This window comes from Micromonospora sp. NPDC049107 (genome assembly GCF_040648595.1).
In the GTDB taxonomy this organism is placed as follows: domain Bacteria; phylum Actinomycetota; class Actinomycetes; order Mycobacteriales; family Micromonosporaceae; genus Micromonospora.
The window spans coordinates 225,926-249,936 of record NZ_JBEZEC010000002.1; the positions used below are offsets into that span (position 1 = coordinate 225,926).

General features: G+C 73.7%; 17 protein-coding genes. 12 read left to right on the forward strand and 5 right to left on the reverse strand.

The features are described from left to right. Positions 1-80: 80 nt before the first annotated feature. The 5 genes from trpC (at position 81) to AB0B55_RS06260 (ending at position 5,571) form a co-directional block, all read left to right on the forward strand. The gene (gene trpC / locus AB0B55_RS06240; RefSeq protein WP_039906616.1) at positions 81-884 is read left to right on the forward strand and encodes an indole-3-glycerol phosphate synthase TrpC; all 804 of its coding nucleotides are present in this window, start codon (positions 81-83) and stop codon (positions 882-884) included. Positions 885-921: 37 nt separating this feature from the next. Beyond that, complete coding sequence (trpB, locus tag AB0B55_RS06245) at positions 922-2,160, forward strand: tryptophan synthase subunit beta (RefSeq protein ID WP_357170752.1); 1,239 nt, start codon at positions 922-924, stop codon at positions 2,158-2,160. Position 2,161: 1 nt separating this feature from the next. Further along, entirely contained in the window at positions 2,162-2,965 is an 804-nt protein-coding gene (gene trpA / locus AB0B55_RS06250; protein ID WP_357127084.1) for a tryptophan synthase subunit alpha, read from the forward strand. Between the two features lie 237 nt (positions 2,966-3,202). After that, entirely contained in the window at positions 3,203-4,369 is a 1,167-nt protein-coding gene (gene lgt, locus AB0B55_RS06255; RefSeq protein WP_357170754.1) for a prolipoprotein diacylglyceryl transferase, read from the forward strand. Between the two features lie 14 nt (positions 4,370-4,383). Then, positions 4,384-5,571, forward strand: coding sequence for an NAD(P)/FAD-dependent oxidoreductase (locus AB0B55_RS06260; protein WP_357127090.1), 1,188 nt, complete (start codon positions 4,384-4,386; stop codon positions 5,569-5,571). Between the two features lie 43 nt (positions 5,572-5,614). Here AB0B55_RS06260 and AB0B55_RS06265 read toward each other — a convergent pair whose 3' ends face one another. Then, entirely contained in the window at positions 5,615-6,451 is an 837-nt protein-coding gene (locus tag AB0B55_RS06265) for a GNAT family N-acetyltransferase (protein WP_357127342.1), read from the reverse strand. A gap of 154 nt (positions 6,452-6,605) precedes the next feature. Here AB0B55_RS06265 and gltB point away from each other — a divergent pair, with 154 nt between their 5' ends. The 4 genes from gltB to AB0B55_RS06285 all read left to right on the forward strand — a co-directional run bounded on the left by gltB (position 6,606) and on the right by AB0B55_RS06285 (position 14,954). Next, positions 6,606-11,309 (forward strand): glutamate synthase large subunit, encoded by a 4,704-nt coding sequence (gene gltB / locus AB0B55_RS06270; RefSeq protein ID WP_357127094.1) that lies wholly within the window; start codon positions 6,606-6,608, stop codon positions 11,307-11,309. Further along, positions 11,302-12,822 carry a glutamate synthase subunit beta gene (locus tag AB0B55_RS06275; RefSeq protein ID WP_357170756.1) on the forward strand — a complete coding sequence of 507 codons (1,521 nt, stop codon included), beginning with the start codon at positions 11,302-11,304 and terminating at the stop codon, positions 12,820-12,822. The genes gltB and AB0B55_RS06275 overlap by 8 nt, the downstream gene beginning before the upstream one ends. Positions 12,823-12,994: 172 nt before the next feature. After that, positions 12,995-14,380, forward strand: coding sequence for an MFS transporter (locus AB0B55_RS06280; protein WP_357127100.1), 1,386 nt, complete (start codon positions 12,995-12,997; stop codon positions 14,378-14,380). A 58-nt stretch (positions 14,381-14,438) separates the two neighbouring features. Beyond that, positions 14,439-14,954, forward strand: a complete 516-nt coding sequence (locus AB0B55_RS06285) for a hypothetical protein (RefSeq protein ID WP_357127103.1) — start codon at positions 14,439-14,441, stop codon at positions 14,952-14,954. Positions 14,955-15,408: 454 nt separating this feature from the next. Here the strand turns inward: AB0B55_RS06285 and AB0B55_RS06290 are convergent, their stop codons facing one another. Continuing rightward, the gene (locus AB0B55_RS06290; RefSeq protein WP_357170758.1) at positions 15,409-16,941 is read right to left on the reverse strand and encodes a M1 family metallopeptidase; all 1,533 of its coding nucleotides are present in this window, start codon (positions 16,939-16,941) and stop codon (positions 15,409-15,411) included. A gap of 188 nt (positions 16,942-17,129) precedes the next feature. Between AB0B55_RS06290 and AB0B55_RS06295 the strand changes: the two genes are divergently transcribed. Together AB0B55_RS06295 and AB0B55_RS06300 are read left to right on the forward strand one after the other, a co-directional pair. Further along, the gene (locus AB0B55_RS06295) at positions 17,130-19,685 is read left to right on the forward strand and encodes an FtsK/SpoIIIE domain-containing protein (protein ID WP_357170760.1); all 2,556 of its coding nucleotides are present in this window, start codon (positions 17,130-17,132) and stop codon (positions 19,683-19,685) included. A 2-nt stretch (positions 19,686-19,687) separates the two neighbouring features. Further along, a complete protein-coding gene (locus AB0B55_RS06300; RefSeq protein ID WP_357170762.1) occupies positions 19,688-20,617 on the forward strand; it encodes a hypothetical protein in 930 nt (309 codons plus the stop codon). Between the two features lie 26 nt (positions 20,618-20,643). Here AB0B55_RS06300 and AB0B55_RS06305 read toward each other — a convergent pair whose 3' ends face one another. Further along, positions 20,644-21,687, reverse strand: coding sequence for an aminoglycoside phosphotransferase family protein (locus AB0B55_RS06305; protein WP_357170764.1), 1,044 nt, complete (start codon positions 21,685-21,687; stop codon positions 20,644-20,646). A gap of 268 nt (positions 21,688-21,955) precedes the next feature. On the opposite strand from AB0B55_RS06305, the gene AB0B55_RS06310 reads away from it, so the two are divergent. Further along, entirely contained in the window at positions 21,956-22,219 is a 264-nt protein-coding gene (locus tag AB0B55_RS06310; protein WP_007462863.1) for a DUF6244 family protein, read from the forward strand. Between the two features lie 102 nt (positions 22,220-22,321). Here the strand turns inward: AB0B55_RS06310 and AB0B55_RS06315 are convergent, their stop codons facing one another. Beyond that, a complete protein-coding gene (locus AB0B55_RS06315) occupies positions 22,322-22,732 on the reverse strand; it encodes a hypothetical protein (protein ID WP_357127118.1) in 411 nt (136 codons plus the stop codon). Between the two features lie 234 nt (positions 22,733-22,966). Continuing rightward, positions 22,967-23,944, reverse strand: a complete 978-nt coding sequence (locus AB0B55_RS06320) for an SEC-C domain-containing protein (RefSeq protein ID WP_357170766.1) — start codon at positions 23,942-23,944, stop codon at positions 22,967-22,969. Between the last annotated feature and the right edge of the window lie 67 nt (positions 23,945-24,011).

Here is a 24,011-nt window from a genome sequence, read left to right on the forward strand (position 1 = left end):
CCGGAGAGGGGAGTCCGTTGGTGACTGCTGAGCATGCGCACGCGGAGGGGGACGAGGCCGGTCAGGCGGCGTCCGTAAGCGTGCTCGACGAGATTCTGGCTGGCGTGCGCGAGGACGTCGCCCGTCGCCAGGAGCAGGTTCCGTTGGAACGGATCCGTGAACTGGCCGCGGCGGCGCCGCCGCCGCTGGACGCGTACGCCGCGCTGCGCAAGCCCGGTGTCGCGGTCATCGCCGAGGTCAAGCGCTCCTCGCCGTCCAAGGGCCGGCTGGCGGAGATCGCCGATCCGGCCGACCTCGCCGTCGACTACGCGGCGGGTGGCGCGCGGGCCATCAGCGTGCTGACCGAGGGGCGCTGGTTCGGCGGTTCGCTGGACGACCTCGCCGCCGTCCGGGCCGCCGTCACCGTGCCGGTGCTGCGCAAGGACTTCGTGGTCTCCAGCTACCAGGTGCACGAGGCGCGCGCACACGGCGCCGACCTGGTGCTGCTGATCGTGGCCGCCCTCGAGCAGAACGTGCTGATGGGCCTGCTGGAGCGGATCGAGTCGCTGGGCATGACCGCGCTCGTCGAGGTCCACGACGAGGAGGAGGCCGACCGGGCCCTGGAGGCCGGCGCGCAGGTGATCGGGGTCAACGCCCGTGACCTGCGTACCCTTCAGGTGGACCGCTCGGTGTTCGAGCGGATCGCGCCGGGCCTGCCGAGCAGCGTCGTCAAGATCGCCGAGTCCGGCGTTCGCGGGCCGCACGACCTGATCCGGTACGCCTCCGCCGGCGCCGACGCGGTCCTGGTCGGCGAAGGACTGGTCACCCAGAAGAGCCCACGCGAGGCGGTGGCCGAGTTGGTCAACGCCGGTAACCACCCGGCGACGCCCCGGCCGGTGCGCTGACCGCGCCGGTGTGCCGCCCCACCGAGAGGATTGTCCGATGAGCGCCGACGCGCTGGCCCCGGTGGCCGGTTCGCAGCCCGACTCCGCCGGCCACTTCGGCCGCTTCGGCGGTCGGTTCGTGCCCGAGGCCCTGGTGGCCGCGCTGGACGAGCTCGACGGGGCGTGGCGGACGGCGATCGCGGACGAGTCCTTCCGAGCCGAGTTCGGCGCGCTGCTGCGCGACTACGCCGGCACGCCGTCGCTGCTCTACGAGGCCCGCCGGTTCTCCGCGAAGGTCGGCGCCCGGGTGCTGCTCAAGCGCGAGGACCTCAACCACACCGGCGCGCACAAGATCCGCAACGTGCTCGGCCAGGCGCTGCTCACCAAGCGGATGGGCAAGACCCGGGTGATCGCCGAGACCGGGGCGGGCCAGCACGGCGTCGCCACCGCGACCGCCGCCGCCCTGTTCGACCTCGAGTGCGTGGTCTACATGGGCGAGGTCGACACCGAGCGGCAGGCGCTCAACGTGGCCCGGATGCGGATGCTCGGCGCCACCGTCGTACCGGTCACCACCGGTTCGCGCACCCTCAAGGACGCGATGAACGAGGCGATGCGCGACTGGGTGGCGAACGTCGACGGGACCCACTACCTGATCGGCACCGCCGCCGGGCCGCACCCGTTCCCGGCGATGGTGCGGGACTTCGTCCGGGGCATCGGTGACGAGGCCCGGCAGCAGTGCCTCGACCTGACCGGCGCGCTGCCGGACGCGGTCACCGCCTGCGTCGGCGGCGGCTCCAACGCGCTGGGCATCTTCCACGCCTTCGTTGCCGACGAGGACGTGCGGCTGTACGGCTTCGAGGCCGGCGGCGACGGGGTGACCACCAGTCGGCACGCGGCCAGCATCACCGGCGGGTCGGCGGGCGTGCTGCACGGTGCCCGCACGTACGTGTTGCAGGACGCCGACGGGCAGACGTTGGAGTCGCACTCGATCTCCGCCGGCCTGGACTACCCGGGCGTCGGGCCCGAGCACGCCTGGCTGCACGACACCGGCCGGGCCAGCTACCTGCCCGTGACCGACGAGGAGGCGATGGCCGCCTTCGAACTGCTCTGCCGCACCGAGGGCATCATTCCGGCGATCGAGAGCTCGCACGCGCTCGCCGGCACCGTGACGCTGGCCCCGAAGCTCGCCGCCGAGCTGGGCCGGGAGCCCACCATCGTGGTGAACCTCTCCGGCCGGGGCGACAAGGACGTGCACACCGCCGGGGACTACTTCGGCATCCTCGACAAGGAGCGCTGAGGTGAGTCGCATCGGGGTGGCCTTCGACAAGGCCCGGGCCGACGGGCGGGCCGTGCTGGTGGGCTGTATGCCGGCCGGGTTTCCGACCGTCGAGGGCAGCATCGCGGCCATGACGGCGATGGTCGAGGCCGGCGTCGACGTCATCGAGGTGGAGATCCCGTACTCCGATCCGGTGATGGACGGGCCGGTCATCCAGAAGGCCAGCGACATCGCGCTGGCCGGCGGGGTCCGTACGGCCGACACGATGCGCATCATCGAGGCCGTCGCGGCGACCGGCGCGCCGGTCGTCACGATGACCTACTGGAACCCCGTCGAGCGGTACGGCGTGGACGTGTTCGCCCGTGACCTGGCCGCCGCCGGTGGCACCGGCCTGATCACGCCGGACCTGATTCCCGACGAGGCGGCGGAGTGGCTGGCCGCCTCGGACGCCCACGGGCTGGACCGCACCTTCCTGGTGTCGCCGTCGTCCACCGACGCGCGGCTCGCGATGACCGTCGAGCACTGCCGGGGCTTCGTCTACGCCACGGCGGTGATGGGGGTGACCGGCGCGCGGGCGCGTACCTCCGACGCCGCTCCCACCCTGGTCTCGCGGGTGCGCGGGGCCACCGACCTGCCCGTCGGGGTCGGCCTGGGCGTGGGCACGGGCGCGCAGGCCAGCACCGTCGCCGGGTACGCCGACGGGGTGATCGTCGGCAGCGCGCTGGTGCGGTGCGTCCTGGACGCCTCGTCCGAGGCCGAAGGGCTGGCCGCGCTGCGTACCCTGAGCGCCGAACTCGCCGAGGGCGTCCGCAACCCGGCCCGCTGAGCGCCGCCGCGGGCCGACCCGGCCCGCGTCGCTCGCCGCTTCTGCGGCACGGGTGCGACAACTCTGATGCCTGTGCGTCATCTTGATGACGCACAGGCATCACGCTCGACCGGGTGCCGCCCGTCCGTCGCCCGGCCTCTCCGGCGGCTCCGGCACCGCGAACCAGACGTCATTCCGAGCGCGGTACGGCGGCCCGGGGTGCCGCTGCGGGGGTGCGCAGCGGTAGCGTGTGCACCCGTGACCATCGCCTCGCTATCTCCCCAGGCGGCCCTGCCCAGTCCCAGCACCGCCGTCTGGCAGCTCGGGCCGTTCCCGCTGCGGGCGTACGCGCTGTGCATCATCGCCGGCATCGTGCTGGCCTGCTGGGTGACCGAGCGTCGGCTGCGCCAGCGTGGCGTCGCGCCCGGGGCGGTGCTCGACATCGCCGTCTGGGCGGTGCCCGCCGGCATCATCGGCGCCCGGGTCTACCACGTGATCACCTCGCCGGAGAAGTACTTCGGCGCCGGCGGCGAGCCGCTGAAGGCGTTCTACATCTGGGAGGGCGGCCTCGGCATCTGGGGCGCGGTCGCGGGCGGCGCGGTCGGCGCCTGGATCGCGGCCCGCCAGCTCGGCATCCCGCTCGGCGTGGTGGCCGACGCGTTGGCCCCCGGGCTGCCGCTGGCCCAGGCGGTCGGCCGGCTGGGCAACTGGTTCAACAACGAGCTGTTCGGCGGCCGGACGACCCTTCCGTGGGGTCTGGAGATCCACCGGATGGACCCGGACAGCCCCGGGCACGCCCTGCGCGACGACGCCGGCCAGCCGATTCTCGAACCGGGCCTCTACCACCCGACGTTCCTCTACGAGTTGCTGTGGAACGTCGGGGTGGCCGGGCTGGTCCTCGTCCTGGACCGGCGGTTGAAGCTCGGGCGGGGCCGGGCGTTCGCGCTGTACGTCATGGGTTACACCGCCGGCCGGTTCTGGATCGAGCTGATGCGTACCGACGAGGCGAACCAGATCTTCGGCGTACGGCTCAACGTGTGGACCGCGGCCCTGGTCTTCCTCGGCGCGCTGGCCTACTTCGTGCGGGTTCGTGGCCCCCGGGAGTTCCTGATCCCGATCGGCGCGGCGGCCACCGCCACGCCGCCCACGACGTCCGACCTGTCGCAGGTCGACGTCTCCGCACGCGAGACCGGCGCACGCGCCGCCGCCCCCGAGGGTTACCGGGTGGTCAGCGAGGAGCAGTACGCCACCTGGCGGGACACCGGTGTGGCGCCACCGGAGCCGGCCGACGACGTGCTCCCGGAGGGCGCCGAGTCGTCCGCCGACGAGGACCGCGCCGCCGAGTCGACGGACGGTACGCCCGAGGGGCGCGACGGGGCCCGGGCCGACGCCACCGGCGTACGCCCCGCCGACCGGGACAGCTGAGCGGGGGCGGCCCGATGCGAAGCGCGGTGGTGGTCGGCGCCGGGGTCGGGGGCCTCGCGGTCGCCGGCGCGCTGGCCCGGTCCGGGTGGCAGGTAACCCTGCTGGACCGTGCCGAGCGGGTTCGACCCGAGCCGACCGCCGTGGTGCTCTGGCCCAACGGTGTGCGTGCCCTGCAGGCCCTCGGCCTGGGCGCCGGTCTGGCCGCCATCGCCACACCGCTGCCCGATGGCGGGGTACGCCGTCCGGACGGGCACTGGCTCGTGCAGCCCCGGCCGACGCCGGCCGACCGGATGCCGGTGGTGGTGCACCGCGAGGACCTGCACGACGCCCTGATCGCCGGCCTCGGCGACCGGGTCGAGCTGCGAACCGGGGTGACCGTACGCCACGTCCGCGTCGATCCGGGCGAACGACCGGGTGTGAACGACGGACGGCACACCATCGAAGCCGACCTGGTGGTCGCGGCGGACGGCACGGACAGCGTCATCCGCCGCCAACTGGCCCCCGAGTCCCGGGTGGTCAGCTCCGGCTGCGCCGCCTGGCGTGCCGTCATCCCCTGGTACCGGGCGCCCCGGCTGCCCGCCGACCAGCCGATCGGCGGCGAGGTGCTCGGCGCGGGCTACCGCTTCGTGGCCGCCTCGCTGGGCGAGCGGGGCTCCTCGGGTGGCTCCACGCGCGGTGGCATCTACTGGGTGGCCACGGCGGCCGGCGCTCCCCGCCCGGAGCCGCCGGAGACCCAGCTCGCTCTCCTGCGCCGCTGGTACGCCGGCTGGCCCGCGCCGATCGGCGCGCTGCTCGACGCCACCGACCCGAGCGACCTCGTCCAGCAGGAGGTGCGCGAGCTCCGCCCGCTGCCGCGCGCGTACGGCTTCGGGGTCGGGCCGGGCGGGGTGGTGCTGCTCGGCGACGCGGCGCACGCCATGCCGCCGCACCTCGGGCAGGGCGCCTGCCTCGCGTTCGAGGACGCCGCCACCCTCGCCTCCCTGCTGCGCGAGGCCCGGCTACCCGACGCCGTGCAGACGTACGACCGCGTGCGCCGTCCCCGGGCGGCGACCGTGGTCCGGCAGACCCGGCGGATGTCCGCGGTGCTGCAGACCCGGGGCCGGTTGGCGCTGCGTGCCCGGGACGCCGCGCTCGGCACGATCAACTCGCGGCTGCTCTCCAGCGCCGCCGCCTCCGCGGCCCAGTGGCGTCCGCCGGCCTGACCGACTCGCGCCGGTGCGGCCGGCGTGACAGCGGCCGGGCGGCTCAGGGAATCAGGGCGGCGGGTTCGGCGATGCAGGCGGTGCCGATGCGGCGGAAGCCGACCCGCAGGTAGACCCGGGCGATCTCCTCGCTGCCGGCGGAGAGGAAGACGAGCCCGGTCCCGGCGGCGAGCAGTTCCCGGGCGAGGGTGGCGGTCAGCGCGGCGCCCATTCCGCGTCGGCGGGCGGCCGGCAGGGTGGCCACTCCGGCGATCTCGGCGACATCATCCACGCGCATCGCCATGCCGCTGGCCAGCGCACCCTCGGTCGGCGTGCCGGCCAGCGCGGAGATCCGTCGACCGTCGGCGATGCGGGTCCGCTCCTCGTCGAGCGCGGCCACCTCCAGCTCGGTGACGGCCGCGTCCCGCTCGGCCGGTCCGGCCTCGCCGGGCGCGGTGCCGGGGACGCCGAACGCCACGGCCGCCACGGCCCGCCGGGCGGCCACGTCCGCGGCGAAGTCGGGTGAGTCCGCCGCCAGCACCCGCACGGGTACGTCGGAGAGCGTCGCCGGGTCGGGCAGGGCGGCCGGGTCGAGGACCATCAGCGGGGCCTCCAGCACGGACAGCCCGGCCGAGCGGGCCACCGCGAGCAGCTCCGGCGTCGTCTCGTGCACCCACTCGAACGCCTCCGGCAGGCCCAGCTCGCGCTGGCGTTCCCGTACCGAGGTCACGTCGGCCAGCGACGGCGGCTCGGTGGCGTCGATCCGGGGGCGGGCGTAGAACGGCCAGCCGGCACCCTCGCGGACGAACAGCGCCAACCCGCCGTGCTCCTCGACACCGGCGACGTCGCGGGGCACCGCGTCGTAGAAACGTTCCAACTGGTCGAAGATGTCTTTGTGCACCGAATCCACCGCGCGAGACTACACGTCCCAGACTCTGGACGGTGTGATCAATCTTGAGTGGCCTTGTCCCCCCAGCCCTAACGTAGACTCAATAGACCCACGGGCCGACGTCGTCCCCACCCATGATCCAACCTGAGTGACGACAGGAGGCCCGGTGGCTCAGCCGTACGCGGATTCGACACAGCCGCACCCGCACAGCCCGCAGGCGTCCCCGACGCCCGGCCCCCGCCCCGAGGCCCAGGGCCTCTACGACCCGGCGCAGGAGCACGACGCCTGTGGGGTCGCCTTCGTGGCGGACCTGTACGGCCGACGGTCCCATTCCGTCGTCGCCAACGGGCTCGGCGCGCTCTGCCGCCTGGACCACCGGGGTGCCCGGGGCGCGGAGCCCAACACCGGCGACGGCGCCGGCATCATGATCCAGGTACCGGACGCGTTCCTGCGCGCCGTCGCCGGCATTCCGCTGCCGCCGGCCGGCGAGTACGCCACCGGCCTGGTCTTCCTGCCCGACGACGACGCCGCCGAGGCGCGCGCCCGTCGGGTGGTCGAGAAGTACGCGCTGGTCGAGGGCGCGGACCTGCTCGGCTGGCGGGACGTGCCGATCGCGCCGGACGGGCTCGGCGACACCGCCCTGGCGGCCATGCCCCGGGTCCGCCAGGTCTTCGTGGCCGCGCACCGCCTCACCGACTCGCCCGCCGGACCGGCCGGCTCCCCGCTGCGCGGCATCGAGCTGGACCGGGTGGCGTTCTGCCTTCGTAAGCAGGCCGAGCGGGAGACCGCCGAGCGGGGCGTGCCGGCGTACTTCCCGTCGCTGTCCAGCCGCACGATGGTTTACAAGGGCATGCTCACGCCCGACCAGCTGCCGGCGTTCTACCCGGACCTGCGCGACGAGCGGGTCGACAGCGCGATCGCGCTGGTGCACTCCCGCTTCTCCACGAACACGTTCCCCTCGTGGCCGCTGGCGCACCCGTACCGGTTCATCGCCCACAACGGCGAGATCAACACGATCCGCGGCAACCGGAACTGGATGCAGGCCCGCGAGGCGCTGCTGCGCTCGCCGAACGTGCCGGGCAACATCCGGCGCGTCTTCCCGGTCTGCACCCCCGCCGCCTCGGACTCGGCGAACTTCGACGAGGTGCTGGAGCTGCTGCACCTGGCCGGTCGGAGCCTGCCGCACGCGGTGCTCATGATGATCCCGGAGGCGTGGGAGAACGACCCCGGCATGCAGCCGGACAAGCGGGCGTTCTACCGCTTCCACGCGAGCCTCATGGAGCCGTGGGACGGGCCGGCGTCGGTCGCCTTCACCGACGGCGAGATCGTCGGCGCGGTGCTGGACCGCAACGGGCTGCGCCCGGGGCGCTGGTGGCAGACCGACGACGGTCTCGTGGTGCTGGGCTCCGAGGCGGGCGTGCTCGACCTCGACCCCGCCCACGTGGTGGCCAAGGGCCGGCTCCAGCCGGGCCGGATGTTCCTGGTCGACACCGTGGCCGGCCGGATCGTGCACGACGACGAGATCAAGTCCGAGTTGGCCGCCGCCGAGCCGTACGCCGAGTGGCTGCACGCCGGGCTGATCGAGCTGGACGACCTGCCGGCCCGCGAGCACACCGTCTACACCCACGACTCGGTGCGTCGCCGTCAGCAGACCTTCGGCTACACCCAGGAGGAGCTGAAGGTCCTGCTCGCGCCCATGGCGCGGACCGGCGCGGAGCCGCTGGGCTCGATGGGCACGGACACCCCGATCGCGCCGCTGTCGACGCGGCCGCGACTGCTCTACGACTACTTCCACCAGCTCTTCGCACAGGTCACCAACCCGCCGCTGGACGCCATCCGCGAGGAGCTGGTGACCAGCCTGGCGTCGACGATCGGGCCGGAGGGCAACCTGCTCGACCCGACCGCGGCGAGCTGCCGGCAGATCGTGCTGCCGCACCCGATCATCGACAACGACGAGCTGGCGAAGATCCTCTCCATCGACGAGGACGGTGACCTGCCCGGCTTCAAGGCCGTTCGGGTGTCCGGCCTGTACCGCCTGCGCGACGGCGCGGCCGGGATCAAGGCGCGACTGATCGAGATCTGCCGGCACGTCTCCGAGGCCATCGAGGACGGCGTGCGCATCCTGGTGCTCTCCGACCGGGACTCCAACGCCGATCTCGCGCCGATCCCGTCGCTGTTGCTCACCGCCGCCGTGCACCAGCACCTGGTCCGCGAGCAGACGCGTACGCAGGCGGCGCTGATCGTGGAGTCCGGCGACTGCCGCGAGGTGCACCACGCGGCGGTCCTGATCGGGTACGGCGCGGCGGCGGTCAACCCGTACCTGGCGTTCGAGTCCGTGGAGGACATGATCACCACTGGTGCGCTCGCCGGGGTCGAGCCGGCCGCAGCGGTGCGCAACTACGCCAAGGCGCTCGGCAAGGGCGTCCTCAAGATCATGTCCAAGATGGGCATCTCGACGGTCTCGTCGTACTGCGGCGCGCAGGTCTTCGAGGCGGTCGGCCTGGACAGCCGGCTCATCGACAGGTACTTCCGGGGCACCCCGAGCCGGATCGGCGGCGTCGGGCTGGCCGGTGTGCACGCCGAGGTGGCCGCCCGGCACGCGCTGGCCTGGCCGCCGGCGGGCACCGCCGACTCGGACCGGCTGGAGGTCGGTGGCGAGTACCAGTGGCGTCGCGAGGGTGAGCTGCACCTGTTCAACCCGGAGACGGTCTTCCTGCTGCAACACGCCACCCGCAGCCGGCAGTACGACGTCTTCCGCCAGTACACGTCCAAGGTGGACGGGCTCGCCGCGCAGGCCGGCTCGCTGCGGGGCCTGTTCACCCTGCGCACCGGGGTCCGTCCGGCGGTGCCGATCGAGGAGGTCGAGCCGGCCACCGAGATCGTCAAGCGGTTCGCCACCGGTGCCATGTCGTACGGCTCGATCTCGGCCGAGGCGCACGAGACGCTCGCCATCGCGATGAACCGCCTCGGCGGCAAGTCCAACACCGGTGAGGGCGGCGAGGACGTCGATCGGCTGCACGACCCGCTGCGCCGCTCCTCGGTCAAGCAGATCGCCAGCGGCCGGTTCGGCGTGACCAGCGAATACCTCGTCAACGCCGACGACCTCCAGATCAAGATGGCCCAGGGCGCGAAGCCCGGCGAGGGCGGCCAGCTCCCCGGCAACAAGGTCTGGCCGTGGATCGCCCGTACCCGGCACGCCACCCCCGGCGTCGGCCTCATCTCGCCGCCGCCGCACCACGACATCTACTCGATCGAGGACCTGGCGCAGCTCGTGCACGACCTGAAGTGCGTCAACCCGGCGGCCCGGGTGCACGTCAAGCTGGTCAGCGAGGTGGGCGTCGGCACCGTCGCCGCAGGTGTGGCCAAGCTCAAGGCCGACGTCATCCTGATCTCCGGTCACGACGGTGGCACGGGCGCGTCCCCGATGAACTCGCTCAAGCACGCCGGCACCCCGTGGGAGCTTGGCCTGGCCGAGGCGCAGCAGACGCTGCTGCTCAACAAGCTGCGTGACCGGGTCACCGTGCAGGTCGACGGCCAACTCAAGACCGGCCGGGACGTCCTGGTCGCGGCGCTGCTCGGGGCCGAGGAGTTCGGCTTCGCGACCGCGCCGCTGATCGTCTCGGGCTGCGTGATGATGCGGGTCTGCCACCTGGACACCTGTCCGGTCGGCATCGCCACCCAGAACCCGGTGCTGCGCGAGCGGTACACGGGCACCCCGGAGTTTGTCGAGAACTTCTTCCTGTTCCTCGCCGAGGAGGTCCGGGGATATTTGGCCGAGCTGGGCCTGCGGTCCATCGAGGAGGCGATCGGGCAGAGCGAGCTGCTCGACGTGGCCCCGGCGCTGTCGCACTGGAAGGCCCACGGTCTCGACCTGGCTCCCGTCCTGCACCTGCCGGAGCTGCCCGCCGGCACCGTCCGACGCGGGGTCCGCGCCCAGGACCACGGCCTGGAGCATGCCCTGGACAACGAGCTGATCGCGCTGGCCGCCCCGGCGTTCGCCGAGGGCGCGCCGGTGCGGGTCGAGGTGGCGGTGCGCAACGAGCACCGCAGCGTCGGCGCGATGCTCGGCGGCGAGGTGACCCGCCGCTTCGGCGGCGACGGCCTGCCCGAGGACACCATCGAGTTCGTGCTGCACGGCACCGCCGGCCAGTCGTTCGGCGCCTTCCTGCCGAGGGGCGTCACCCTGCGGCTGCACGGCGACGCCAACGACTACGTGGGCAAGGGCCTCTCCGGCGGACGCATCGTCGTCCGTCCGGACGCCGCCGCGCCGTTCCTCGACCCCGACGCCGAGCCGGGGCAGCGCGCGGAGGACCAGATCATCGCCGGCAACACCATCCTGTACGGCGCGACGGCGGGCGAGGTCTTCCTGCGCGGCCGGGTGGGGGAGCGGTTCGCGGTGCGCAACTCCGGCGCGGTCGCCGTCGTCGAGGGCGTCGGCGACCACGGCTGTGAGTACATGACCGGCGGCACCGTGGTGGTGCTCGGCGCGACCGGCCGCAACTTCGCCGCCGGCATGTCGGGCGGAACCGCGTTCGTGCACCGGTTGGACCGGTCCCGGGTCAACGCGGAGCTGGTCGACCTGGCGCCGCTGAGCGAGCAGGAGCAGACGCTGCTGCACGAGCTGATCCAGCGGCACGTCGCCGAGACCGGTTCGGCGGTCGCCGAGGAGTTGCTCAAGCGCTGGCCGGAGGCGGTGGCCGAGTTCACCGCCGTGGTGCCCCGCGACTACCGCCGGGTGCTGGAGATCATGAAGGCCGCCGAAGCCGCCGGCCACGACGTCGACGACGCGGTGATGAGCGCACTCAGCGCGCCGGCCGCGTCCGTGCCGCCCGCGCCGCGGGCGGCCACCCCGGAGGTGGCCCGTGCCTGACCCGAACGGTTTCCTGCGTTACGACCGGCGTCTGCCGGCCCGCCGTCCGGTGCCGGTGCGGATCAGCGACTGGCGGGAGGTCTACCCGCCGGCCGGTGAGGAGCTGGTCCGCGAGCAAGCCACCCGGTGCATGGACTGCGGCATCCCGTTCTGCCACGACGGCTGCCCGCTGGGCAACCGCATCCCAGACTGGAACGACCTGGTGCGGACCGGCAACTGGGACGCCGCCGTCGAGTCGCTGCACGCCACCAACAACTTTCCGGAGTTCACCGGGCGGCTCTGCCCGGCGCCCTGCGAGGCGGCGTGCGTACTCGGCATCGCCGGCGGCCAACCGGTGACGATCAAGCAGGTCGAGGTGGAGATCGCCGACGCGGCGGCCGCCCGCGGGTTCACCCCGCGCCCGATCCCGACGCCGTCGGGCCGGTCGGTGGCCGTGGTCGGCTCCGGGCCCGCCGGGCTCGCCGCCGCCCAGCAGCTCGCCCGCGCCGGTCACGCCGTGACGGTGTACGAGCGCGACGACGCGATCGGTGGCCTGCTCCGGTACGGCATCCCCGACTTCAAGTTGGAGAAGCGGCATATCGACGCCCGGTTGGCCCAGCTCACCGCCGAGGGGGTGCGTTTCCGCACCGGCGTGCACGTCGGCGTCGACGTCACCGCCGAGCAGTTGCGCGCCGAGCACGACGCGGTGCTGCTGGCCTGTGGGGCGTTGCAGGGCCGGGACACGCCGGAGACGCCGGGGCGGGCGCTTCGGGGCGTACACCAGGCGATGGCGCACCTGGTCGCGGCGAACCGGGCGGTCGCGACCGCGACCACCGAGGAGGCCGCCGAGCGTCGGTTGGCGCAGGCGGTGCTGCCGGACGGCACCCCGATCGACGCGGCCGGCAAGCACGTGGTGATCATCGGTGGCGGTGACACGGCGGCGGACTGCCTCGGCGTCGCGCACCGGCAGGGCGCCGCCGGTGTGCACCAGCTCGACCTGTACCCGCAGCCGCCGACCGAGCGCGACGAGGCCCGGGATCCGTGGCCGACCTGGCCGTGGCTGCTGCGCAACTACCCGGCGCACGAGGAGGGCGGAGAGCGGGTCTTCGCCGTGGCGGTGCAGGAGTTCGTGGACGACGGAACCGGTCAGGTGCGTGCGGTACGGATCGCCGAGGTGACGGTCGAGAAGGTGGACGGCCGGCGGGTGCTGACCGTGGTGCCGGGGTCCGAGCGGGAGTTGCCCGCCGACCTGGTGCTGCTGGCGATCGGGTTCGAGGGCACCGAGCAGCAGCCGCTGTTGGAGCAGTTCGGGGTGGCCCGCAACGCCCGGGGCGCTATCGACGCCCGGGACGACTGGCAGACCGACGCGGACGGCGTGTTCGTGGCCGGGGACATGCACCGGGGCGCTTCGCTGATCGTGTGGGCCATCGCGGAGGGGCGCGCGGTTGCCGCCGCGATCCACGGCTACCTCGGTGGTGTCGGCGCGCTGCCCGCCCCGGTCGGGCCGGCCGCGCAGCCACTGGCCGCCCGTTGAGCTGAGGGGGGTCCGGTCGGCGCGACGGCGAGTCGCCGTGCCGACCGGACATTCCCCGAGGTGAGAACCTTCACAAATCTGGGCAAAAAGGTTTAGGCCGGCAAGACTTGTCGACTGCCGAACCGCGCCGCGATCGGCTCGCTGTTCTGTCGTCGATCGCTGGAGGTTCGTCGTGGCCACGGGTGCCACCTTCGCCGCGCTGCGCCACCGTAACTACCGGATCTGGGCGCTCGCCGGTTTCGTCTCCGTCATCGGAACCTGGATGCAGGTGCTCGGAGTCAACTGGTACGTGCTGAAGGAGACCGGCTCGGCGACCTCGATGGGCATCGCCGTGCTGCTCCAGGCGGCCCCCACGCTGCTGTTGAGCGTCTGGGGCGGTGTGCTGGCCGATCGTCTCCCCGCCCGTCCACTGTTGATCACCGCCCAGGTGGCCCACGCCGCGTTCGCCGCGGGCCTCGCGGCGGTCGCCCTGACCGGGGTCGGCGGCCTCCCGCTGATCTTCGCGATCTCCCTGGCCAGCGGCGCTGTCTCGGCGATCGAGGGGCCGGTCATGGGCCGCTGGTCCTCGACCCTGGTGGACCGCGAGACGCTGGGCAACGCGTTGGCGCTCGGGTCGCTCACCAACTCCGCCGGACGCATCCTCGGCATGAGCCTCGGGGCCGTCGGCGTCGCCGTCGTCGGCCCGGCGCTGCTCTTCGGCATCAACGCGGCGAGCTTCGCCGCCGTGGTGGTGGCGCTGTTCGCCGTACGGCCGGGGGTCGTGGCCGGCGCGGAGGCTCCCGGTGGCCCGACCCGCCACGGTGTCCGCGCCGGGTTCTCCTACCTGCGCGGACAACCGGTCCTGCTGCTCGCGCTCGCCCTGTCGTTCGTGCTGGGCAGCCTCGGTCGCAACTACCAGGTGACGATGGCGGCGATGAGCGACGGACCGCTGGCCGCCGGCGCTTCCGGCTATGGCCTGCTGTCCACGGTGTTCGCGGTCGGGACGGTGGTGGGCGCGCTCGCCGCCGCGCGCAGGCGGTCGCTGAGCTACGGGACCCTGGTCGGCGCCGGCCTGCTGGCCAGCGGTCTGCAGATCGTCGCGGGTCTCGTCCCGGGCGTCTGGAGCTTCGCCGCGGTGATCCTCCCGATCGCCGCCGCCGCGGTCGTCATCGACACCACCGTCGGCACCCGTGCCCAACTCGACACCGATGGCGCGATGCGCGGCCGGGTGCTCGCCGCGCTCGCGGTCACCGGCTCGATCTCGGCCGCGGTCGGCGCCCCGCTGCTGGGCTGGCTGGCCGAGCATGCCGGGCCACGGCAGACGCTCGTCCTGGCCGGCTCGGTCGCCGCGATCGCCACCACGGCGGCGGCGGTCGCCCTGGACCGGCAACACGGCCGCGCCGCGCCCCTCACGCTGGTCGTCCCACGGCCGCGCCATCCGGTACGTCGAGCGGCGTGGCGGGCGGCCCGCGTCGTACGGCCCGCCGGCGCGGTGTGCGTCGTCGCCACCGGTGGCACCGCCACGCGTCCGCTCCGACTGGGCGAGCTGGCCCTCGCGGGCGAGACCGCGCGGCACTGAGACAGCGGTCACCGATTCCGGGACCGGGCGACACGAAGATCATCGTTACGCTGCGATCATGGACAACGCGGAGCGGTTGCGGCGTACCCGCCGGTGGCTGTGGATCGTGCTGATCGGCCTCTTCCTGAGCGGGGCCACCGCGTTTCCACTGGAGATCGAGGTGCGCTGGCTGCTGCGTGCGCTGGACCCGCTCGCCGGCCAGTTCCCGGCGCTCGTCGACTGGATCGAACGGGTCCACAGCGGTCTGGTGACGGCGGACCGGGACTACCCGTTCCTGCTCTACGGCACCGACTGGCTGGCCTTCGCCCACCTGGTGCTGGCGGTCGCGTTCTGGGGGCCGCTGCGTGACCCGGTGCGCAACGTGTGGGTGGTCCAGGTCGGCATGATCGCCTGCGTGGGCATCGTCCCGTTGGCGCTGATCTGCGGCCCGATCCGGGACATCCCGTGGTTCTGGACGCTCGTCGACCTGTCCTTCGCGGTCGGGGCGTTCCCGCCGCTCTGGTTCGCCTACCGGCACATCCGCGCCGTCGAGGCGAATCGTGTCGAAGCGACAGGCCTGCCAGCGACCGTGTGATCGGTCGCGCACGGACGCCGCCGGGCGGGTGAGCACTACCTGTGCGGTGCCTGTCGAGCTGCCCCGAATGTGGGGCATTGGCCGGGACGGCTGCTCTCCGTACGGCGGTCGCGCTGTGCCCGCGCTCGTGCCCGCGCCTGTGCCCGTGCGGTGCCTGTCGAGCTGCCCCAAATGTGGGGCAATGGCCGGGACGGCTGCTCTCCGCACGGCGGTCGCACTGTGCCCGCGCTCGTGCCCGCGCTCGCGCTCGTACCCGCGCCTTTGCCTTTGCCTTTGCCTGTGCCCGTGCGGGTGGGGTCGAGCTGTGCGCTGCGGTCGTTCCATGCGCGCTCGTGGTGTCGGTGCCGCCGTCTGCCCCACAAACGGGGCAGCTCGACAGGCACCCAGCACACCCCGCACGACCGCAAGAGGCCGGGAGCGCCCGCCACACGACGGGCGCTCCCGGCCCCAGACCCTAGTGCGACAGCAGCTGGTGGGACTCGCGGATCTTGGACCAGGACTTCGGCTCGGCCGGCGGGGTGGCCTTGCGCGCGGCGCTGGCCACGTCGGGACGGCCGGCCGTGAACAGCCAGGTGGTGAAGAGGTCGTCCAGGTCCAGGCCGGAGATCCGTTCGGCCAGGGCCTGGAACTCTTCGATGGTGCCGTTGCCGTACCGGTGTTCGGCCGTCCACGCCGGCAGGATCGCGAAGAACGCGTCGTCGCCGACGGCCAGCCGGAGCTGGTGCAGCGTCATCGCGCCCCGGTCGTACACCGCGTCGTCGAAGACCCGGTCGGCGCCCGGGTCACCGGGCAGCACCTGCCAGAACTCGTCGTCGGCGGGGTAGCTCGCGTAGGTGAAGTCGAAGACCTCCTGCGCGGTGCCCTCGCCCTGCTCCTCCGACCAGAGCCACTCGGCGTACGAGGCGAAACCCTCGTTCAGCCAGATGTTGCGCCACTCGGCCACCGAGACCGAGTCGCCGAACCACTGGTGGGCGTTCTCGTGGGCCACCACGTACGTGTTGGCGCCGCGCCGCCAGAAGCCCGCGGCGTACACCGGGCGGGTCTGCGTCTCCAGGGCGAAGCCGATGCCGTCCACCGGGCCGGCCACGCCACCCAGCGCCTCGAACGGGTACGGGCCGAAGATCCCGCTCTCCCAGTCGACGATCTCACCGGTGCGCTCGATGCTGGCCCGCGCGGCCGGCCCGAGCGCGCCCAGCGACGTGCTGTACGCGTTGATCACCGGCTGGCCGCCCGGGGTGGTGTCGGTGACGATGTCGTACTGGCCGATGGCCATGAACGCCAGGTAGGTCGCGGTGGGGGAGGTGGTCCGCCAGATCCAGCGGGTGCGGTTGCCGGCTTCGGCCACGGGCGGCCTCGGCTGCACGCCGTTGCTGATCACCTCGACGCCGGTGGGCACCGACACGGAGATGTCGAAGGTGGCCTTGTCCAGCGGGTGGTCGTTGCTCGGGAACCACCACCACGCCGACTCGGGCTCGTTGACCGCGAGCGCCCCGTCGTCGGTACGCGTCCAGCCGGTGTAGCCGCCGACCAGGGTCTCGGACGGGATGCCGCCGTAGCGCACCACGATGGTGAGCTGCTGCCCCCGGCTGATGGTGCGGGCCGGGGTGACGACCAGTTCGTGCGTGCCCGCGGTGCTGGTGCCGGCCTCCCATCCGTTGACCCGCACCGACTCGACGTCGAGCAGGAAGTCCAGGTTGAACGTCGAGAGGTCCTGCGTCGCGGTGGCGAGGATCGTGGTGGTGCCGGTGAGTCGGTCGGTGGCCGGCTCGTAGCGCAGCCGGACGTCGTAGTGCGAGACGTCGTAGCCACCGTTGCCGTAGTCGGGGTAATAGGTGTCGCCCAGGCCCGCCGCTCCGGGTTGCGGCGCGGCGGTGACGACCGGTCGGCCCCAGGCCGTCGGGGCGGCGGCGGCGGGCGCGCCGGTGAGCATGGTGCCGGCGGTGGTGAGGGTCAGGGCGGCGGTGGCCGCCGTGAGGACTCGACGCACGAGGTGCACTCCCTCCATCGGGTTTTCGCACCGCCAACCTAATCGACAACTGTGAACGTCGCTGGCCTGGCGCGCGGGGGGAGGCGTCGTCGCCACGATCCGAAAGCGGGGGTCGGTTACTGTCCCGGCGTCACCGCTGTCCGTTAGGGTTTGCGCGAACCGGACGGCCGTGGCGTGGGAGGCGATGCGTGGGCAGGCTCGCGTCGGCGTACGGGCAGGCGGTCACCGCCCACCGGGCGGCCCGTACCCATCTGGACGCGGCCCGGGCCGTGCTCGGCGCGGCGCCGCCTCCGACGCCCCGCGCCGGTGGGGCCGACCTCGTCGCCCGGCTCGCGCGCCTCGGCGGCGCGCTGGCCACACCGACTCCCGGCGTCGCCACCCTGACCGACGACCCGGTCGCGGTGCGCGTCGGCGAGGCGTCCACCGAGGACGGCGGCTTCGCGGTGCTCGTGCCACTCGGCGGCGGCCACCACCTGGCATTGGACACCGACGCCCGGGACGGGCGGGTCGCCGCGCTGCTGCGGGCGTTGGTGCTGCGACTCGTGGCCACCGCGCCGCCCGGCCGGGTCCGGGTCGCCGGCATCGACACCGCGGCGCTGGGCGCGACCTTCGGCCCGCTGCGCCCGCTGCTCGACGCCGGGGTGCTCGACCCGCCGGCCACCAGCGAGGCCGAGGTGACCGCCCTGCTGGACGCCGCCGAACGGCACGCCCGCGCCGCCCAACACGCCGAGCCCGCCACCCGGCAGGTGCTGCTGGTGGTCGCCACCGCCGCCCCCGCGCCACGGGAGCTGGCCCGACTCGCCGCGCTCACCCACGCCGGCCCGGCCGCCGCCGTCTGCGTGCTCCTCGCCGGCCATCCGTCCCGGTTGCCCGGCGAGACGTCGCCGCCGCTGGGCAGCACCACCGCCATCCGGCTCAGCGACGGGTACGCGCACGTCGGCGACCCGCCCGGCGCCCCGTTCAGCGCCGACGGCAGCGGCCTCGCCGCCCCCGTGCTGCTCGACGGCGACCCGCCGCCGGCGTCGGTCCGCGCGCTCGCCGAGCACGTCGGCGCCGCCGCCCGACGCGCTGACGCGCTGCCCTTCGCCGCGCTGCTGCCCGAGCGGCGCTGGGCCGAGTCGGCGGCCAACGGCCTGCGCACCGTGGTCGGCCGGGCCGGCGGCACGCCGCTGACGGTCGCCTTCGACACTCTGCTGACGGTCGCCTTCGACGACGTCACCCCGCACTGGCTGGTCGGCGGGCGTACCGGCGCGGGCAAGACGGTCTTCCTCCTCGACGTCCTGTACGGCCTCGCCGCGCGGTACTCGCCCGCCGAGTTGCAGCTCTACCTGCTCGACTTCAAGGAGGGCGTGAGCTTCAGCGAGTTCGTGCCCACCGGCCGCGACCCGTCCTGGCTGCCGCACGCCCGCGCGGTCGGCATCGAGTCCGACCGCGAGTACGGCCTGGCGGTGCTGCGGGAGTTGCGCCGCGAGGCGCAGCGGCGGGCCACCGCGTTGAAGCGGCACGGCGTCACCAAGCTCGCCGACCTGCCAAGAGACAGCCCGTCGCCGCGCATCGTGGCCGTCATCGACGAGTTCCACGTGCTCCTGGCCGGCAACGACGCCCTGGCCCGCGAATCGGTCGACCTGCTGGAGGAGTTGGCCCGCAAAGGCCGCTCGTACGGCATCCACCTGGTGCTAGCCAGCCAGAGCATGACCGGGATCGAGGCGCTCTACGGTCGGGCCGAGGCGATCTTCGGGCAGTTCGCCCTGCGGGTGGCGTTGCCCGGCGGTGGCGGCGTCCTCGACCAGCTCAACGATGCCGCCGCCGCCCTGCCCATCGGCGCCGCCGTCATCAACACCGCCGCCGGCGCGGTCGGCGCGGACACCGTGCTGCGCTTCCCCGACGCGCACGCCGCCGCCGGGGACCTCGCCGCGCTGCGCCACGAGCTGTGGCAGGCCCGCCCGCCGGGCTCGCGGGCACCGGCGGTCTTCAAGGGGTACGAGGCGGCCCGTGTCGAGGACGATCCCACCTTCGCCGGGCTGCGCCCCGGTGGCCGACGCCCCATGGCGCTGGTCGGCCGGACCGTCGACGTGCACGGCACCACCGCGCTGTTCCTCATGGACACCACCCCCGGCCGGCACCTCGCCGTCGTCGGCACCGCACCGGCCGGCGCGGACGTGCTGCGCGCCGCCGCCCTGAGCCTGGCCCGTCAACACACCCCCGGTGACGTCCGGTTCCAGGTGGCCTCCCTGGTCACCGCCGCCGACCCGGTCGCCGCCGAGACCGAGGCCACGCTCCGGGCCGCCGGTCATCCGGTGCACCGCCTCGACGCGGCCGGGCTGCGCGACCGGATCGCCGCGCTGGCCGCCGAACCGGCCGGCCGGGAATACCTGGTGGTGTTCGGGATGGACGCCGCCGCGCCGGTACTCGGGGCGGCCGACCCGGTGACGTTCCGCTCCGGCCTGGACGACCTGCGGGCCGTGCTGCGCCAGGGGCCCGCCCAGGGCGTGCACCTGCTGGCCTGGTGGCGTGGCCTGCGCCGGCTCTCCGACGACCTCGGCGGCACCCAGAACCGCGACGACGTCGCCTGCCTCGTCGCGCTCAACGTGCCCGGTGCGGAACTGGCCCTGCACCTCGGGGTGCATGACCTGGCCTACACGCCCCGCGCTGACCGGGCGCTGTTGGTCGACCGGCACGACCAGCGGACCAGGTTGATCGTGCCGTTCGCCCGCGACGGGCACGAGCCGGACGGGGAGCGCTGACGGTGTCCTTCGAGGAGTACGCGGCGCTGGCCCGACAGCTCGCCGAGCACCGCCGCGCCGGTGAGCGGGACGCCGCCGCCGAGTCCGCGCGCCGCCGCGACCTGCACGCCGCCGCCGACTACCTGCACCAGCGGCTGACCGCCCAGGGGCAGCGTCTCGACCAGCTCGGTCGCGCGATCGGCGTCGACCAGCCGCCGGCTGCTCCGCCGCCGGACGCCGGTGCCGCCGGTGCCCCGCCCGGCCCACCGTTCCCGCCCGGCCCACCGAGTGACCCCGCCACCTGGCCGGCCCCACCTGCCGGGTTCGGTCCGTCTGCGGCGCCCGGCCCGCCTGTCGGGTTCGGTCCGTCCGCGGCGCCCGAGGCTGGGGACGGGGATTTCGCCGGCGCAGCCGGCGCGCCGGGGCGGGCGGGTGTCGGGGCGTACCCCGAACTGCCGGCGGGCCAGGCGCGGCTGGCGCTGCCGACGGCCGTGAGCCCGGCGGGCGGCGGGGTGCCCACGCAGCGCGCGGCGGCGGTCGACCCGGTGGTGGAGCTGGAGCTGGCCCGGCGGATGGCCGACGAGGCCGACCGGCACGGGCAGCAGGCCGAGCTGCTGGCCCAGCGACCGGCGCTGCTGCCGACGTGGTCGCCGCTGGCGCGGGCGGTCGCCGTCTACGCGGCCTGCGGGGCGGCGGCCGGGGTGTTCATGCTGACGCTGGTGCTCGCGTCCGGGATCGGGCTGGTCGACGGCTTCACCCTCGGCGCGTGGATCTGCGCGGGCCTGCCGGCGCTGGCGTTCTTCGCGGGCTATCTGGTGCTGGGGCGGTGGGGGAGGCCCGCCATGGTCGCTGGCACGCCGCCGCGGTACCTGCCGCTCGGGTTCGCTATCTGCTTCCTGCTGGTGCCGCTGGGCTACTGCGGCTACCTGCTACTGTTCCGCGCCTTGCGCTGACGACCGTCGTCCGAGCCGCGCTGCCGTCAGCCGAGGGCCGACGGGCTCGCCCGCCGCAGCTCGGTCAGCTCGTGGTCCAGCAGGTCGGCCAGTCGCTCGAACCGGTCCGGCCGGTTCTGGCGGGTGATACCCCGGCTGGGCATCTCGACCGTCATCAACAGGTACAGGTGCAGGCGGTACAGGCTGAGCCGACGCAGGGTGGCCTCGTCGAAGACCACCGGATCGGTCGCGGCGGCCCGGTAGCCCCGCAGGAACGGGTTGTCCGGTTCGTCCTCCACCCGCCGGTAGATCAGGGGCGACACCAGGTCCATCAGCGGGTCGCCGAAGAGGAACCGTTCGCCGTCGACGATCCCGCGCAGGCGCAGCTTGCCGTCGGCCTCGGGCTCGGGTTCGGCGAGCACGTTGCCGTCCCAGCCGTCGAAGTGCAGCAGCGCCGGCCGGCGTACCTCGTCCAGAATCGACGCGTACCGCTCGGGCAGCTTCCGGATCTTCTCCGGCGAGGTGGGCAGCCCGACGTCCCAGTCCGCCGCGTCGGCCAGCAGCCCGTCGAGCATGGCGGTGAACGCCTCGCGCCACGTCGCGCCGCTGGCCCGGCCACCGTCGTACCCGTAGCGGTCGCCGCTGACCCGGTGCAGCGCGGCGATCGCGGCTCCGAACTCGTACCGGGCGGGGGCGTCGTCGAGGTGCTGTTCCGACTCTGCCCACTCCCGCAGCGAACGGCCGGGAATCAGGCCACTGACCAGCCACTCGCCGAGTTCCGGATCGTCGCCGTGGTGCAGCAACGGCGGCACGGGCACCTGCGGCACGCGCCTGGACACGAGGCGGAAGTACCGCGCCTCGGCCGCGCACAGACCCTGCTCGTAGCGCAGCAGCGGCACGTCGGCCCGGGGCGCCACCTTCAGCACCACCTCGCGCCCGTCGTCGAGCGCCACCCACCACACCGACGCGAAGCCGCCACCCGTGATCGGCCCGCAGTCCGCCATCGGGTGGCCCGCGCCGAAGGACGCCTGCACGTAGCGACGCACCTGATCGCGGTCCAGTGGCCGCTGCGTGGGGCTCAGCGCTTCCACCCGGCGTACCTTCCTCCCCGTCGTGACGCCCGCCAGAGTGCCAGATCCGGCGGAAAATGGCCGAGCGCCGCCACCCGGTGATGCGAGTCTTGATCACTTGATGCGTACCAGTTCGTCGGACGCCGGCGGTGACTGGTCAGCATCAGGTGATCTTCGCGAACGACTGGGCGATCGAGCGGTCGCACTCTGTGCGCGGATCTCGTACGCTCCCTTGTGGTCTCCGCCGGTGTGGTGGTGGAGGCGATGGTCGACCAGGGGGAGGGTGCGCGTGAGCGCAGCGCAGATCATCGCGAGGTTGGCGGCCGCGTCGCAGAAGCTCGACGAGGCGAAGGCCAAGACGGCAGCGGCGGCACAGGACGCGGCCGAGGCGCGGAGCCTCGTGGCCGGCGCGCTGGAGGGCGTCGCCGCCGGGCCGCTGGTCGGCATGATCGACGCGTACCGGCAGGCGTTGGCGCAGGCCTCCCAGGGCGGCGAGCCGGCCAAGCAGCACGTCCAGGAGACGATCGCCAAGGTCCGCGCGCTGGGGAACTGAGCACGAGTGGTGGTGGCACAACCCACCCACCACCTCAGCCGACGGATAGCTGACGAGGCCGGAGTGCTCGCGGGGGAGTTGCCGCGAGCACTCCGGTGACGGTCAGCGGGTGACGCGGACCTCGCCCTCGATGCGCGGCGAGTAGTCGCAGTCGATTGGGGTGCACAGCGACACGCTCCCGGTGGCGAGCGCGATGCCCCGGTTGAAGGCGAAGCCGCCGCTCTCCGCGTACACCCGGCCGGTCACGGCCTGCGGAACGCCGGTGCAGGTGAAGAGCAGCCCGCCGCTGCCGTACGCGACGTTGTCGCCGGAGCGCTGACGCAAACTGATCTCCGCGCCGGCGGATCGGCCGGCCTCGCAGGTCACCGTGAGGGTGAGGTCGACGGCGACGCCGCGTGCGATCAGTTTCGCCGAGGTGACCTCGACGGTGCTGGCCGCGCTCGCCGGGGTCGGTACGAGCAGCGCGAACAGGGACAGGCAGAGCAGGGCGATGGTGGTGGTGACGCGGCGCACGGCGGTCCTCCTCGATGGAGTGGGTGCGTTTCCACGGTCACGGTAGCCATCGCCGGGACTCGCCACCATCGATCGATCGTGCCGGTGCTGGCTGGCCGTCGGCTGGGGGCGGTTGGACGGGTGAGCGTGATGCCTGTGAGTCATCTTGATGACTCACAGGCATCAGAGACTCGGGGGACATCGCTTCCCCGGGAGCCGCGCAACGGCGCGGCAGCGATCAGGCGCGGCGCGCGGTCAGGCGCGCGAGCGGGGCAGGCAGCACTTCTTGTACTTGGTACCCGATCCGCACCAGCAGGAGTCGTTGCGGCCCGGTGGCCAGGAGGTGATGCCCGCGTCGTCGAGGCTGTCGGCGTACTCGTCGAGGGTCTCCTCGTCGATGGGGTCGGCGCCCGCGAAGGCCGCCAGAGTCTCGACGCTGCCCGCCACGACGCCCAGGTCGCCGCCGCCGAGCCCGGACGCGTCGACGAGGGCGCGCTCGATCTGGGCGCGGTGCTCGTCCCAGGTGCTCGGATAGCTCTCGGCCAGGGCCGGCCAGCGCGCCAACAGCGCGTCGAACTCCGGCTTCGGCCAGAACAGCAGCGTCGCCGGGCCGTCGTCGAGCGCGTCTGCGGCATGGCTGGCCGCGTCGCGCAGCCGGTCGGCGAGGGTGTCGTGCTCGTCGTGCGGCAGGCCCAACTCTTCGCGCAGGTCGTGCCGCCGCTGGGCCAACCCGTAGATCATTGCGGCGGCGGTGTCCTGGGCATCCTCGGACTCGTGCTGGTGGGTGCGGCTGCGGTCCACCATCGCGTCGAGCGCCGCGGTGAGCCATTCGACCGCCATCTCGGCGTGGCCGGCTTCGGTCAGCTTGTCGACCAGGTGCACGCCGTCGGGGTCGGTCTCCAGCAGCGGCCGCAGCTCGGACAGCTCCGCCAGGCCCTCGTCGACTCGGCCGAGGCGCAGCAGCAGGCCGCCGCGCACGGCGCGGACGTGGGTGTTGTCGTCGGGCTGTTCGGCGATGGCGCGGGTGGCCAGGGCGAGCGCGTCGGCCAGGTCACCTGCCTGCTCCAGGATGTCGGCGGCGACCAGCAGGGCGTACCCGGTGTCGGCGGGGTCGGCGACCCGGCCCTCGTCGACGGCGCTCACCAGCTCGGTGACCAGCGCCGCCGGGTCGGGGCTCTGCGATCCGAGGGCGCCGATCTCGTCGATACGGTCGGCGGTGAGCAAGTCGGGCATGGCACATCCTGACGAACGACGGGTGACGACCGGCCAGCGTACTCCGACACACGGCGCAGCCCGGGCG